This is a genomic window from Nocardioides marinquilinus, assembly GCF_039543705.1.
GTDB classification, from domain to species: domain Bacteria; phylum Actinomycetota; class Actinomycetes; order Propionibacteriales; family Nocardioidaceae; genus Nocardioides; species Nocardioides marinquilinus.
The window spans coordinates 708,250-721,993 of sequence record NZ_BAABKG010000002.1; the positions used below are offsets into that span (position 1 = coordinate 708,250).

At 75.8% G+C, this 13,744-nt stretch carries 13 protein-coding genes; 8 read left to right on the plus strand and 5 right to left on the minus strand.

Translation table 11 applies throughout. The annotated features are described in order from the left end of the window. Positions 1-55 precede the first annotated feature (55 nt). A complete protein-coding gene (gene aspS, locus ABEA04_RS09425) occupies positions 56-1,345 on the minus strand; it encodes an aspartate--tRNA(Asn) ligase (protein WP_345457435.1) in 1,290 nt (429 codons plus the stop codon). A gap of 181 nt (positions 1,346-1,526) precedes the next feature. On the opposite strand from aspS, the gene ABEA04_RS09430 reads away from it, so the two are divergent. Further along, entirely contained in the window at positions 1,527-2,483 is a 957-nt protein-coding gene (locus ABEA04_RS09430; protein ID WP_345457438.1) for a DUF389 domain-containing protein, read from the plus strand. Beyond that, positions 2,480-3,451 (plus strand): cation diffusion facilitator family transporter, encoded by a 972-nt coding sequence (locus ABEA04_RS09435; protein WP_345457441.1) that lies wholly within the window; start codon positions 2,480-2,482, stop codon positions 3,449-3,451. The genes ABEA04_RS09430 and ABEA04_RS09435 overlap by 4 nt, the downstream gene beginning before the upstream one ends. On the opposite strand, the gene ABEA04_RS09440 is transcribed toward ABEA04_RS09435, so the two are convergent. The 3 genes from ABEA04_RS09440 to ABEA04_RS09450 are packed head-to-tail and all read right to left on the minus strand — an operon-like array spanning position 3,426 to position 6,000. After that, positions 3,426-4,544 (minus strand): hypothetical protein, encoded by a 1,119-nt coding sequence (locus ABEA04_RS09440; RefSeq protein ID WP_345457443.1) that lies wholly within the window; start codon positions 4,542-4,544, stop codon positions 3,426-3,428. The genes ABEA04_RS09435 and ABEA04_RS09440 overlap by 26 nt on opposite strands. Then, on the minus strand, positions 4,541-5,065 hold the full coding sequence (locus ABEA04_RS09445) for a SigE family RNA polymerase sigma factor (protein WP_345457446.1): 525 nt from the start codon (positions 5,063-5,065) through the stop codon (positions 4,541-4,543). Before ABEA04_RS09445 ends, ABEA04_RS09440 begins: the two co-directional genes overlap by 4 nt. Before the next feature lie 2 nt (positions 5,066-5,067). Next, positions 5,068-6,000 carry a GNAT family N-acetyltransferase gene (locus ABEA04_RS09450; RefSeq protein ID WP_345457448.1) on the minus strand — a complete coding sequence of 311 codons (933 nt, stop codon included), beginning with the start codon at positions 5,998-6,000 and terminating at the stop codon, positions 5,068-5,070. Between the two features lie 96 nt (positions 6,001-6,096). Here ABEA04_RS09450 and fdxA point away from each other — a divergent pair, with 96 nt between their 5' ends. From fdxA to ABEA04_RS09480, 6 genes are all read left to right on the plus strand, one after another. Further along, the gene (fdxA, locus tag ABEA04_RS09455) at positions 6,097-6,423 is read left to right on the plus strand and encodes a ferredoxin (RefSeq protein WP_345457450.1); all 327 of its coding nucleotides are present in this window, start codon (positions 6,097-6,099) and stop codon (positions 6,421-6,423) included. Between the two features lie 13 nt (positions 6,424-6,436). Next, positions 6,437-7,564 (plus strand): succinyldiaminopimelate transaminase, encoded by a 1,128-nt coding sequence (gene dapC / locus ABEA04_RS09460; RefSeq protein WP_345457452.1) that lies wholly within the window; start codon positions 6,437-6,439, stop codon positions 7,562-7,564. Next, positions 7,561-8,424, plus strand: coding sequence for a hypothetical protein (locus tag ABEA04_RS09465; RefSeq protein WP_345457454.1), 864 nt, complete (start codon positions 7,561-7,563; stop codon positions 8,422-8,424). The genes dapC and ABEA04_RS09465 overlap by 4 nt, the downstream gene beginning before the upstream one ends. Beyond that, positions 8,421-9,242 carry a prephenate dehydratase gene (locus ABEA04_RS09470; RefSeq protein WP_345457457.1) on the plus strand — a complete coding sequence of 274 codons (822 nt, stop codon included), beginning with the start codon at positions 8,421-8,423 and terminating at the stop codon, positions 9,240-9,242. Before ABEA04_RS09465 ends, ABEA04_RS09470 begins: the two co-directional genes overlap by 4 nt. Continuing rightward, a complete protein-coding gene (locus tag ABEA04_RS09475) occupies positions 9,239-10,147 on the plus strand; it encodes a prephenate dehydrogenase (RefSeq protein WP_345457460.1) in 909 nt (302 codons plus the stop codon). Before ABEA04_RS09470 ends, ABEA04_RS09475 begins: the two co-directional genes overlap by 4 nt. Before the next feature lie 120 nt (positions 10,148-10,267). Then, positions 10,268-11,746, plus strand: coding sequence for a hypothetical protein (locus ABEA04_RS09480; RefSeq protein ID WP_345457463.1), 1,479 nt, complete (start codon positions 10,268-10,270; stop codon positions 11,744-11,746). 15 nt (positions 11,747-11,761) lie between these two features. On the opposite strand, the gene ABEA04_RS09485 is transcribed toward ABEA04_RS09480, so the two are convergent. Further along, on the minus strand, positions 11,762-12,712 hold the full coding sequence (locus tag ABEA04_RS09485; protein ID WP_345457466.1) for a VldE C-terminal domain-containing protein: 951 nt from the start codon (positions 12,710-12,712) through the stop codon (positions 11,762-11,764). Between the last annotated feature and the right edge of the window lie 1,032 nt (positions 12,713-13,744).

Sequence of the window (13,744 nt, forward strand, 5' to 3'; positions counted from 1 at the left end):
CGACGCGCTCAGGGTCCGTGGACGCGTCGACCACGGACCCCGAGCGCCGCCGGGCCTACGGGGCGAGGCGGTGCAGGTCGCGGGGGAAGAGCGTGACCTCGCGGATGTTGGCGGCCTCGACGAGGCGGCCGACCCAGCGCTCCAGGCCGATCGCGAAGCCGCCGTGGGGCGGGATGCCGCGCCGGAACGACTCGACGTACGACGCGAAGGGCGCGTAGTCGTAGCCGCGCTCGGCCAGCACCCGCACGTAGTCCTCGTAGCGGTGCAGCCGCTGCGCCCCGCTCACCAGCTCGACCCCGCGGAAGATCAGGTCGAAGGAGCGCGACCAGTGGGGGTCGTCGGGGTCGGGGTGGCTGTAGAACGCGCGGGACGCCGTCGGGTAGCCCTCCACGACGACCAGGTCGGAGCCGTGCTCGGCCATCGCCCACTCGCCGAGCGCCCGCTCGTGCGCGGGCGCGAGGTCGGGCTCGTCGTCCGGCGCGCCCACCAGCCGCAGCGCGTCGCGGAAGTGCAGCGTCGGCAGCTCGTCGGGCACGACCGGCAGCCGCACCCCCAGCCGCTCCACCGCGGACGACGCCCGCTCGGCCACCGCGGCGACCATGCCGGCCACGACCTCGCGCAGGCACGCCACCACCTCGCGGTGGTCGCGCACGAAGCCCAGCTCGACGTCGAGCGAGACGTACTCGGCCAGGTGCCGCACGGTGTCGTGCGGCTCGGCGCGGAAGACCGGCCCGACCTCGTAGACCCGCTCGAAGACGCCCACCAGCACCTGCTTGTAGAACTGCGGGCTCTGGGCCAGGTAGGCCGGCCGTCCGAAGTAGTCGACCTCGAACACGTTGGCGCCCGACTCGGTCGCCGACTCGACCAGCTTGGGGGAGTGCACCTCGGTGAAGCCGTCGGCGTCGAGCACCGAGCGGAACCCGTGCAGGCTCGCCGCGGCCAGCTCCCACTTCGCCCGCTGCAGCGGGTGGCGCCACGTCGTCGCGGCGTGGTCGAGCAGCGTCGGCAGGGACGCCGACAGGGTCGGGCGCCACAGCTCGACGGGCGGCGTGTCGGCCGGCTCGGAGAGCGCGGTCACCGTCGGCGAGGTCACCTCGACGCCGCCCGGAGCCTGCGGGTTGGCCGTGGCCGTGCCGACCACCTCGACCGGCGTCTCCTCGGGCGGGCAGGCCGCGCCGTCCGGCAGGTCGCCCGGGCGCAGCACCACCTGCGCCAGGCCGGTGCGGTCGCGCACCACGAGGAACGTCAGCGCCGCCAGCTCGCGGCGCCGGTGCACCCACCCCTGCAGCCGCACCGGCTCGCCGGGCGTCGCGGTGGACAGGTCGGAACAGTGCGTACGTCTCATCACTCACCTCCAGTTGGGAAACCCTGGAGGTGTGGGCGGGGGTCAGGTCGCGGTGCCACCACACCTTCGCCGACGGACGCCGTCGGCCTCTCGTCGGTACGCCGGACGCGCGGGTCGCGCTTCACGCGGGTCGTCACTCCGCACGCGGCCGGGGCCGATCGTAGTGCGTAGCCTTCGAGACGTGCTCGCCCATTTCCGGCTCACGGTGCCCGGCCACCTCGTGCCCGACGTGCAGCGGCTGCTCACCGAGCACGACCACGTCACCAACGTCACCGTGCAGCCCGGCGCCGTCCTGAAACCGCCCGGCGACCTGCTCGAGGCCGACGTGGCCCGCGAGTCGGCCGGCCTGCTGATGACCGAGCTGCACGACCTCGGCCTCGACCGGCACGGCGGCATCGTCATCTCCACCCCGACCGGCACGCCGTTCCACGCCGCCGACGAGCTCGAGCGCATCGCCCCCGGCCACCCCGACGACGCCGTCATCTGGGACGCCGTCGAGGACGCCGCCGAGGCGGGGGCGGTGCCGACGCTCAGCTACCACCTGTTCCTGGTGCTGGCCGTCGCGCTGGCCGCGATCGCGGTGCTCACCGACTCGGCGGTGCTGGTGGTCGGCGCGATGGTGGTCGGCCCCGAGTTCGGCGCGATCACCGCGGTGAGCGCCGGCATCGTGCTCGGGCGGGCCGGCCTGGTGTGGCGCAGCACCCGGCTGGTGCTCTTCTCGTTCGCCTTCGCGGTGCTCGCGGTGGTGGTCCTCGCGCTGCTCGGCGTGCTGCTCGGGATCGTCGACAGCGACCTGGTGACCCGACCGCGGCCCAACACCGGCTTCATCTTCAACCCCGACCACTGGTCGTTCGTCGTGGGCGTGCTCGCCGGCGCGGCGGGGGCGCTGGCGGTCGCGCTGCAGCGGGCGGCCACGATGGTCGGTGTGTTCATCTCGGTGACGACCGTGCCGGCGCTCGGCAACCTCGCGCTCGGCATCGCGGTCCTCGACCCCGACGAGATCGTCGGCTCCCTGGCCCAGCTCGGGCTCAACGTGGCCGGCATGCTCGTCGCCGGGGTCGGCGTCCTGCTGCTGGTGCGCACCGCCTGGCCCTGGCTGGCGGCCCGCACCGAGCGGATCTTCGGGGTGACCACGTGAGCGCCGAGGCCGAGGGCGCCGACGAGAACAAGCAGGAGTCGCTGCTCACCGTCATCGTCGCGCTGGCCGCCAACGGCCTGCTCGCGCTGGCCAAGTCGGTGGCGGCCGCCATCACCGGGTCGGCCGCGATGGTCGCGGAGGCGGCGCACTCGTGGTCCGACACCGGCAACGAGGTCTTCCTGCTGGTCGCCGAGCGGCGTGGACGCCGTCCGCGCGACGAGGCGCACCCGCGCGGCTACGGCCGCAACACCTACATCTGGTCGCTCGTGGCGGCGTTCGGCCTGTTCTCCGCCGGCGCCGTGGTCTCGATCTGGCACGGCCTCACCGAGCTCGGCGCCGCCGAGGAGGACGCCTCCTTCACGATCAACTACGTCGTGCTCGGCATCGCGCTGCTGCTCGAGGGGACGTCGTTCGTGCAGGCCACCCGGCAGGTGCGCGGCGACGCGCGCCGGGTCGAGGCCCACCCGCTGCGCTACGTCGTGCGCACCTCGAACCCGACCCTGCGGGCGGTCTTCCTCGAGGACGCCTCCGCCCTGGCCGGCATCGCCATCGCCGCCGGCGCCATCGCCCTGCACCAGGCCACCGGCGACCCCGTCTGGGACGCCCTCGGCTCCATCGGCGTCGGCCTGCTCCTGGCGGTGGTGGCGGTCTTCCTGATGCGCCGCAACATGGACTTCCTGCTCGGCGAGGGCAGCAGCCCCGCCCTGCGCGACCACGTGCTCGGTCTCATCGCCGGCCACCCCCAGGTCGAGCGGGTCACCTACCTGCACGTCGAGTACGTCGGCCCGCAGCGGGTCTTCGTGGTCGCCGCCGTCGACCTGGTCGGCGACGACACCGAGGACCACCTCGCGGTGCGGCTGCGCGGCGTCGAGAACGACGTCGAGACCAACGACCTGATCGAGGACGCCGTGCTGACGCTCGCGCAGCCCGACGACCCCGCGCTCACTCCTGCCAGCGCGGGTCGGTGAGCAGCGGCACCAGGTCGGCCAGGTCGACGGCGTCCTCGGGCACGATGGCCCGGGTGCGTCGCGCCGCGCCCTGGTGCTCGACGGCGACCCGTCCGGCGAACGGCCCGCCGTCGCCGGGTGGGCGGCTGAGCTCGAGCCGGACGCCGCCGACCTCGCGTACCTCGCACCGACCCCAGAAGCACGCCTCGCCCCAGCGCGCCGGGTCGGCCTGCCAGAGCACCTCGACGCCGTCGAGCCGGCCCGAGCCCGTCGAGCGGAGGTCGGACTCCGCCTCCACGACGAGCCCGGGCAGGGCGTCCCGGGCGATCCGGCTCGGGTCGGCCACCGGCGGGGGACCGGTCACCGTGCCGTCGGGCATGGCGATCGCCGGGCTGGTGAGCACCCGTCGGACGTCGGCACGGAGCACCTCGCCCGAGGTGACCAGCGCGGCCGGCACGTCGAGGGCGACGGCCGTGCCGTCGTCGCGCACCAGCATCGCGGCGACGTTGCCGAGGTCGTCGACCTCGCCGGGAGCCGTGGTGAACAGGGCCTGGCCGTCGAGGTCGGAGCGCTCGATCGTGCACGCCTCGCAGCCCCACTCGGCGTCGGCGGCCGAGGCCGCCACCCGGGCCGTGAGGACGAGTGGCGAGGTGCCGTCATCTGACTGCCAGCCGATCTGCGTCGTGACGAGGCCGACCTGGCCGCCCCGCTCGACCGGGGTCGACACGCCGCCGGCATCGACGACGTGCACGCCCTCCGGGTCGAGCACGGCGGCCACCGCGGCCTCGAGCGACGCGGCGGTGCCCGGGGAGGGCGTCGGGGTGGGCGGGGCGGGGCTCGGAGCCGAGGTGGCCGAGGGGGCCGAGGTGGCCGACGGCGTCGCCGGGTCGGACGCCGCGGGCGCCTCGGTGCGGTCGTCGCCGCCGAGCGTGGTCACCGAGACCACCCCGGCGACGACGGCCACCGAGGCCGCGACCGCGAGGGCGGCGGTGCCGCGGCGGCGCCGGGCCAGTGCGGCCTCGCCGCGTCGCACGTCGTCGGCCAGGGGCGTGGGGGGCATCTCGGCGCCGGCGGCGGTGCGCTCGACCAGGTCACGCAGGTGCTGCTCGCTCATCGGTCACTCCTGGGGTCGTCGTGCTGGCTGGTGGGGGCGAGCAGGCCGCGCAACCGCGCGAGGGCGGCGGAGGTCTGGCTCTTGACGGTGCCGCTGCTGACGCGCAGCTCGGCGGCGACCTCCTCGACCGAGAGGCCCCAGTAGTGCCGCAGCACCACGACCTCGCGCTGGCCGGGCGAGAGCAGCTGCAGGGCGGCCCAGAGGTCGTCGTCGGTCTCGCGGCCCGGGTCGGGCGCGGGTGGGTCGGGGACGGCGTCGAGCCCGGCCCGCTCGCGGCGCCACGGCCGCCGCGACTCGGAGTGGTGGGTGTTGACGATGGTGCGGCGCACGTAGGCGTCGATCGAGTCGGCGTGCTGCACCCGCGGCCAGGCGACGTACAGCTTGGTGAGCGCCGTCTGGACGATGTCCTCGGCCCGCTGGCTGTCGCCGCACAGCAGGTAGGCGGTGGCATGGAGCCGGCTGCGGCGGGCGGCGACGTAGTCGCCGAAGCCGGCCCGGTCGTGCGGCGACGGTCGGGTCATGACTACTCGACCGAACGGCCGTCCGATCGGTTGGGGGCGGTGGGCGACTCGGGCGCCGTGACGTAGCGGTAGGCGTGGTGGGTGCGGAACCCGAGCCGCTCGTAGAGCGCCAGCGCCGGCGCGTTGGTGGCGTGCACCTGCAGGTAGACGGTGCTCGCGCCGCGCGCGGCGGCCCAGTCGAGCAGCGCGGCCATCACGGCCAGCGCCAGGCCCCGGCGGCGGTGGTCGGGATGCACCTCGATCGCGCGGAACCCGACCCAGTCGTCGCCGTAGCCGGCCACGCCGCTCGCCCGGTCGCCGACGGTGGCGACGGCGAGGTCGCCGTCGGGCTCGAGGTCGACGGCGGCGTCGTCCGCGCCGCGCAGGGCCCGGGAGACCTGGGCGGCGCTCGCGACCTGGAACAGCGTGTCGGGGGCGTCGGGCTCGCCGACCCAGCCGGCCGAGACCAGCGCCTGCTCCTCCGGCGAGCCGGGCAGCACCGCCGCGACGGCGCGGCCGCGCGCGTAGTGCGCGACGGCGCGGGCGGGGGCGTCGTCCACCCCGGGCGGGCCGAAGGCCAGCACCGAGTTGGCCCGGCGGGCGGTGACGTCGGGGCACGCGCGCAGCACCCAGTCGCCGAGCGGCGTGCTGGTCTGCGTGGGGAACAGGGCGGCACCGCGCAGCTGCGCCTCCCGTGGCGAGACCCGCGCGCGCACCGACGCGCGCGGCGGCACCGGCTTGCCGGTGACCACGTCGGCGATCGCGATGCGCTCGAGCCCGCCGTCCTCGCGCCGCACGAGGCAGACGCCGGCGACGTCGTCCCACGCCTCGCAGACGCCCAGGACGTCGGTGAGCGCGGGTCCGCCCGACGGGCCGCGCTCGCCGCGCACCACGCGCCGCACCACGACCCGCGTGCCGACGACGTGGGGGCCGAGGCCGTGACCGGCACCTGACACCCCGCCCGTACCGCCCACAGGGTGGGTCCGGTCGGGCTCGGTCACCCCGGCACACTAGGCTGACGGCGCACCGACCGCGGCACCAGGAGGACCCCCATGACGTACGTCATCGCACAGCCCTGCGTCGACCTGAAGGACCGGGCCTGCGTCGACGAGTGTCCGGTCGACTGCATCTACGAGGGCAAGCGGATGCTCTACATCCACCCCGACGAGTGCGTCGACTGCGGCGCCTGCGAGCCGGTCTGCCCGGTCGAGGCGATCTTCTACGAGGACGACGTCCCGGAGGAGTGGAAGGACTACTACACCGCCAACGTCGGCTTCTTCGACGAGCTCGGCTCGCCGGGCGGCGCGGCGAAGATGGGCGAGATCGACCACGACCACCCGGTCGTCGCCGCCCTCGCGCCGCAGGAGCACGACGACTGACAGGTCGGCACGCATGAGCCTCGGCCGGGTCTCGGCACGGCTGCCCGCCGCCGTCCAGGCGGGGCTCGCGGCCGTGCGCGAACGGGCCGCCGCCAGCGGGCTGCCCGTCGTCGACCTCTCGATCGGCGCGCCCACCGACCCCACCCCCGAGGTCGTGCGTCGGGCGCTGGCCGCGCACGCCGATGCCCCCGGCTACCCGCTGACCGTCGGCACCCGGCCGCTGCGCGAGGCCGTGGTGGGCTGGCTGGCCCGCGCCCACGACGTCTCCGGCCTCGACCAGGCGCAGACGCTGCCGGTGCCGGGCACCAAGGAGATCATCGGCTCGCTCGCGCTGCACCTGGGCCTCGGTCCCGGCGACGTGGTGGCCGCGCCCGCGCTGGCCTACCCGACCTACGCCGTCGGGGCGGCGCTCGCGGGCGCCGAGCTGGCGCACGCCGTCCTGGCCGCCGACCTCGACGCCCTCGCGGCGGCCGGGCGCGCGCCGCGGCTGGTGTGGGTCAACTCGCCCGCCAACCCGACGGGCCGCGTGCTCGCGCCCGACGACCTGCGCGACCTCGTGGCCTGGTGCCGTGCCCACGACGCCCTGCTGGTCAGCGACGAGTGCTACCTCGACCTCGGCTGGGACGTCGAGCCGCGCAGCGTGCTGCACCCCGACGTCTGCGGCACCGGCCCCGACGCCCACCGCGGGCTGCTCGCGCTGCACTCGCTGAGCAAGCGCTCGAACCTGGCCGGCTACCGCGTCGGGTTCTGCACCGGCGACCCCGCGCTCGTGGCCGAGCTGGCCTCGGTGCGCCGCAACCTGGGGCTGCAGGTCGCCGGGCCGCAGCAGGGAGCCGCGGTCGCCGCCCTCGACGACGACGCGCACGTGGCCGAGCAGCGCGCCCGCTACGCCGGACGCCGCGACGTCCTGCTGCCGGCGATGGCCGCGGCCGGGCTGCGCGTCGAGCACGGCGAGGCCGGGCTCTACCTGTGGGCCACGGCCGGCGAACCGGGCGTCGAGACGCAGGCGCGGCTCGCCGACCGCGGCCTCGTCGTGGTCTCGGGGCACGAGTACGGCGCGGCCGGCGCCCAGCACGTGCGCGTGGCCCTCACCGCCCCCGACGACGCCGTGCGGGTCGCGGCCGAGAGGATGCGCTCGTGACCGTCTCCGTGCTGCCGCGCTCGCTGGCCCACCCCGGTGTCGACCCGCCGAGCCTGGTCGACCGGGCCCGGGCCGCGCTCGGCTGGCAGGGCAGCGACTTCCTGGTCGGCCTGCAGGGCTACGACGAGCTGATGGCCACCCTGGCGGTCGCCGCCGACGTCGAGGGCCTGGTGCGGGTGCCCGACCCGGCCTCGCCGCCGGTGCGGCTGCTGCGCGCGCTCGCCGCCCCCGCGTCGGCGGCGGTGGGCCTGCGGGTGAGCCGGGTGGCCGCCGTCCCCGCGCCGTGGCGGTGGACCCGCGTCGGCGGCGGCAGCGCCGAGATCGCCGGCGTCGCGCTGCGCCAGCAGACCTACGCCGACGTCGTCGAGACGATGGGCCGCGCCGGCGTCTCGTTCCGGGTGGTGCCCGACCGGGCCACCACCGACGAGCTGGTCGCGCTCGGTCGCGACCTCGGCTCGGCCGTGCTCGACGCCGGTGAGGTCGACGACGAGACGCTGGTCGTGCCCGGCTGGCTCGACGAGCTGGGGCCGGTCGGCTACGGGCTCATCTCGCGCGACGGCGGGCTCGGCACCTCCGAGACCACCGACGACATGGTGTGGCTCTCGCTGCGCGCGCGCCAGGAGACCGCCGGCACCCTGGTCGTGGCGCTCGAGCAGGTGGCCGCGATGGGCATCGACCTCGACTTCCTGCACAGCGACCCGCACGCCGCGTCGGCCCACTCCGGGCGGCACGACTTCTACGTCGGCTTCGTGGCCCCCGGCGCCCGGGTGCACGCGCTGCGCGAGGCGCTCACCGGCGTCGGGTTCTCCAGCCGCGTGCTCGCCGCGTTCGCGCCGCCGGCCGCGGACGCCGGGCCGTGAGGCTGGCCTACCTGGGGCCGTCGGGCACCTTCACCCACCAGGCGGCCGCGACGCTGCGACCGGACGCCGACGGCTCGCCCGTCGACGCCGCGTCCGACGCGCTCGCCGCGGTCGCCTCGGGGGCGGCGTCCTACGCCGTCCTGCCGATCGACAACTCCGTCAACGGCGTCGTCGTGCCGACCCTCGACGCGCTGCTGGCCCGGCCCGAGCTGTCGATCGTCGACAGCATCGTGCTGCCGATCTCGTTCGACGCCTTCACCCCCGACCCCGCGGTGGCCCCGACGGTCGTCGTCAGCCACCCGCACGCGCTGGCGCAGTGCCGCGCCTGGATCGAGGCGCAGGGCCTGCCCACCCGCGAGGCCGCGTCGACGGCGGCCGCCTGCCGCGACCTCGCGCCCGGCGAGGTCGGCCTCGGCCCGCGCATCTGCGGCGGGCTCTACGGCCTGGCCACCGTGGCCGCCGCCGTCGAGGACAACGCCCGCGCCTACACCCAGTTCGCCCTCGTCTCGGCCAGCCGGCTGCCGGTGCGCGCCGACGGCGACGAGGGACTGCTGGTCGCGCTGCTGCCCGAGGCGAACGTGCCCGGCATCCTCCGGCGGCTGCTCGGCGTCCTCGAGAGGCGTGGGGTCAACATGACCAACCTGGTGACCCGGCCGGTGCCCGAGACTCCGGGCCTGTTCACGTTCCTGCTCTTCTGCTCGGGCACCTTCACCGCCGACGACTTCGAGGCGATGCGGGCCGAGTGGGCCGCGCACGGCGGCTCGGCGCGGGCGCTCGGGCGCATCACGCCGCTGCACGAGCTGGCCGGACGGTCGTGACCTTCGCGCGCGTCGCTGTCGTCGGCGCCGGGCTCATCGGCGGGTCGGTGGTGCGGCGGCTGCGGGCGCTCGGGCGCGACGTCGTCCTGGTCGACCCGGCGGTGCCCGGGGCCGCGCCCGCGGTGCCGTCGTCCGCCGGGCTCGTGGTGGTAGCCGTGCCGCTCGACGCGATGGCCGGGGTGCTGCGCGAGGTCGCGTCGGCGGCGCCGGACGCCGTGGTGGTCGACGTGGGCAGCGTGAAGGGCCCCGTGGCGGCGTCCGCGGCGACAGCGGGGCTGGCCGGCCGCTACGTGGGGGCGCACCCGATGGCGGGCACCGAGCACTCCGGCTTCGAACACTCCGACCCCGACCTGCTGGTCGGCGCCACCTGGGCGGTCACGCGCGGCGACGGGCCGGTGGCCGACGTCGTCGCCTGGCTGCTCGAGGTCTTCGACGCCACCGTCGCGCTGCTCGACCCCGACCAGCACGACCGGGCCGTCGCGCTCGCCAGCCACCTGCCGCACGTGCTGGCCAACGCGCTGCTCGAGCTGGTGCACGACGCCCCGGACGGCGACGCCGCCGCCCTGCTCGCGGCCGGCAGCTTCCGCGACGCCACCCGCGTCGGCGGCGGCAACGCGGCCCGCAGCCGCAACCTGCTCGCCGGCAGCCCGGCGCTGCCCGGGGTGCTCGACGAGCTGCTCGCGCTGCTGACGGCCTACCGCGCCGAGCTCGGCGACCCGGCCTCGCTCGGCGCGCGACTCGAGCGGGTCTCGGCCGGTGCGGCCGGCGTCCGTCGTCCCGACGTGGCCTGGACGCCGTGCCCCGACGTCGACGCCGCCCTCGCCCACCCCGGCCCGGCGCTCGTGCGGCCGGCGGCCGAGGGGCTGGAGTGGGCAGCCGTGCGAGGTGCGCCGGGGGAGCGGTGAGGCAGTGACCGGACCGGGGCGCGCCCCGGTCACCAGGTCACCAGGTCACCGCCGACCCTGCGTTCGCCTGACCCGAAATGACCATGGCCGCGCCCGGTCGACGGCGGCAGATTGCGCACCGTGCGCCGCCTCGTCCTGGTCCCGTCCGTGCTCTCCGTGCTCTCCGTGCTCTCCGTGCTGTCCGTGCTCTCCGTGCTCGCCGCCTCCCTCGGGGCCGCCGCGACCTCGTCCGGTGCGACGCCGGCCGACCCGGTGACCCGACCTGCCGCGGTCGAGCGGGGGGCGCCCGGCTCGTGGACCAAGATCTCGACCGGCAATGGCTCCAGCGCGTTCGACGCCGGCCTGCTGCGCACCTCGGACGGCGTCCTGCACGTCGTCTACCCGCGAGTGGCCCCCGGCAACGAGGGCCAGCTCGGCCACGCCGCGATCGGGGCCTCCGGCGGCCTCGTCACCCAGAACACGGTGCTGGCGGACCCGTGGTCGGTCGTCGACGCCTCACCGGTGCTCGTCGACGGTCCGTCGGGCGGGCTGCGGGTCGTCTTCGGCGGTCAGCGGACGACGTCCCCCGGGTTCTGGTCCGACGGGCGGATGTACACGGCCACCGCGCCCGCCTCCGGCAGCAGCTGGACGCTGCCGGCCGAGGCGGTGGGCGTCAGCCAGCTCGCCTACGGCAGCTACGGGACGGCGGCCACCACGCTCGCCGACGGCACCCCGGTCGCCGCGTTCCCGCTCAACTCGACGATCACCTGGCACACCGGCACGGGCAACGACCCCGACCAGTCCTTCGACGTCGCCGGCTGCTGCGCCTACGACCTCGCGATGGTGCGCTCGGGCAACGCGGTGTGGCTCGCCTGGTACGGCAACGGCAGCGCGCCCTCGACCAACGGCACCTTCGTGCGCCAGATCGCACCGACGCTCGGCCCGGTGCTCAAGGCCCCCGGATCGAGCTCGGGAGCCGACTCGCTCCCCACCGGTCGGGTCGCGCTGGCCGCGCGCACCGGCGGCGGGGTCTACGCGGCCTACTGCACCGGCTACCCGACGTGCGCCGGCGTCCGGCTGTGGAAGGTCGGGGCGGCGCAGGCGGCGTCCGTGCCGGGCAGCGCCGGGGCCACCACGATCGGGCTCTCCCGCGGACCCGCCGGGCGGCTGTGGGTCGCCTGGAGCGACGACCGGCCGCGCGTCGAGGCGGTGCGCACCAACCCCGCCGCGACGCGCTTCGGCGCCGTCCGCGACCTCGGGGCCCCGAAGGGACGACAGACCGTCTACGCGCTCGCCGTCGAGGGCTCGAGCAACCGCGGGGACGTCGTGGTCAACACCGGCGACGGGTTCTGGCACACCCAGGCGCTGGCCGGGCTCACGCTGCAGGCCTCGCCCTCCTCGTGGCGCCGCACCCAGCGCACGCAGGTGCGGTTCTCGGTCACCGACGCGGGCGCGGCCGTGGGCGGCGCCCGGGTGACGGTGGGCTCCCGCCGGTGCACGACGAGCGCGGCCGGCACGTGCCGGATCACCTTCGCGCCGCTGGCCAAGGCGACCCGGCTGACCGCCCGCGCCACCCGCTCGGGGTACGCGTCGGGCACCCGCAGGCTGCAGGTGCGCTGACGCCGGCGCGGCCCGTCACTCGAAGACGTCGACGTGCACGTGGTCGCGGTGCTCCAGGATCGCCGGGTCGCCGCTGCGTGACGGCGGGTCGTAGTCGCGCCACGAGTCGTCGCGGCCGGCGACCCAGATGCGGTCGTCGTAGATGACCGTGCGGACGGCGAGCCGGTCGGCGTGGGCGACCAGGTACTGCGCGAGCGCCCAGCCGCGGGTGCGGTTCTCGTCGGTGATGGGCCGGAAGAAGACGTCGACCGCGCGACCGTCGTAGTGCGCGGAGCCCTCCATGTGACCGGTGCTGACGCCGCCGGGCGCGAACCCGCCGAGGGGCAGCCGCCCGAAGACCGAGCGGATGTCGGCCCGCACCGCGTCGGCGCGCTCGGTGAGGCCGGCGGGGGTCAGGTCGGGGTCGGCCTCGTCGTGGTCGCCGGCCACGTCGCAGGCGAACGCGGCCTGCGACTGGCCGGTCAGGGCCGAGGCGAGCGCGCGGGCGTCGTCCTCGTGGTCGGCGTAGGCGTCGGGGAACCCGGAGCGCTGCACGGTCTGCGCGGCGACGGTGATCTCGAGGTCCTCGAACCCGTCGACGTCCTCGAGCGCGTCGTAGAAGGCGTTGGTGGCGTAGACGGGGTCCTGCACCTGCTGCTCGCTGCCCCAGCCCTGCGAGGGCCGCTGCTGGAACAGCCCGAGGGAGTCACGGTCGCCGTAGTCGATGTTGCGCAGGTCGGACTCCTGGTAGGCCGTGGCCAGTGCGATGGACGCCGCCCGCGCCGGCAGCCCGCGGCGCACCGCGATGCCCGAGATGAGCGCCGCGTTCTCGGCCTGCTCGACGCTCAGCTCGACGGTGTGGCCGTTGACGGTGACCGTGCACTGCTCCTCGCTCCAGGGCCACCGCACCCCACCCGCCAGCCCCCACACGAGCGCGCCGGCCCCGACGACGGCCGCGACCGTCACCAGCACCAGACCCCGCTTCATGGCGCCAGTCTGGCGGTCGGCCGGTTGAGAGCGGCCTGAGAGCCGAGCCTCCTGCCGGTGGTTGGGCAGCGAGCCCCGGCGAGCGTCGCCGAAACCACCGGCCCTCCACGGGAACGTTCGCGGACGACGTCCCTTCGACAGGCTCAGGGTCCGTGTGGTCGCGTTCGCGTTGACCGTGCGAGGTCTCGAGGCTCGGCCGTGGCCGGCCTCGCACCTCGACCACCGTCAGGCCGACCCGGTGGTTGAGCAGCGAGCCCCGGCGAGCGTCGTCGAGACCACCGGCCCTCCACGGGAGCGTTCGCGTGGGGGTGCCCAACGACCGAGCTCAGGGTCCGTGGGGTCAGGTCGGCGTTGACCGTGCGAGGTCTCGACGACGGCCTCGCGCAGACGCTCGGCCTGCTCGACCACCGGGGGACCGGCCCTGGCAGGCCAGCGCCCCACACGGGCCCTGAGCTTGTCGAAGGGACTGACTCGCCGGTGGTTGAGCAGCGAGCCCCGGCGAGCGTCGTCGAGACCACCGGCCGTGCACGCACACGTTCGCGCACGACGTCCCTTCGACAGGCTCAGGGTCCGTGGGGCTGGGTTCGCATTGACCTCACGTGGTCTCGAGGCTCGGCCGTGGCCGGCCTCGCACCTCGACCACCGGGGGACCGGCCCTGGCAGGCCAGCGCCCCACACGGGCCCTCAGCTTGTCGAAGGGACTGACTCGCCGGTGGTTGAGCAGCGAGCCCCGGCGAGCGTCGTCGAGACCACCGGCCCTCCACGCAGACGTTCGCGCACGACGTCCCTTCGACAGGCTCAGGGTCCGTGGGGCCGGGTTGGCATCGACCTCACGAGGTCTCGAGGCTCGGCCGTGGCCGGCCTCGCACCTCGACCACCGGGGGACCGGCCCTGGCAGGCCAGCGCCCCACACGGGCCCTGAGCTTGTCGAAGGGACTGACTCGCCGGTGGTTGAGCAGCGAGCCCCGGCGAGCGTCGTCGAAACCACCGGCCCTGCACGCAGACGTTCCCGGACGACGTCCCTTCGACAGG

Bases quoted from the DNA above. Each gene is read 5' to 3' on its own strand.
- aspS (WP_345457435.1), bottom strand. From the start codon at position 1,345: ATGAGACGTACGCACTGTTCCGACCTGTCCACCGCGACGCCCGGCGAG.
- ABEA04_RS09445 (WP_345457446.1), bottom strand. From the start codon at position 5,065: ATGACCCGACCGTCGCCGCACGACCGGGCCGGCTTCGGCGACTACGTC.
- dapC (WP_345457452.1), top strand. From the start codon at position 6,437: ATGAGCCTCGGCCGGGTCTCGGCACGGCTGCCCGCCGCCGTCCAGGCG.
- fdxA (WP_345457450.1), top strand. From the start codon at position 6,097: ATGACGTACGTCATCGCACAGCCCTGCGTCGACCTGAAGGACCGGGCC.
- ABEA04_RS09485 (WP_345457466.1), bottom strand. From the start codon at position 12,712: ATGAAGCGGGGTCTGGTGCTGGTGACGGTCGCGGCCGTCGTCGGGGCC.
- ABEA04_RS09440 (WP_345457443.1), bottom strand. From the start codon at position 4,544: ATGAGCGAGCAGCACCTGCGTGACCTGGTCGAGCGCACCGCCGCCGGC.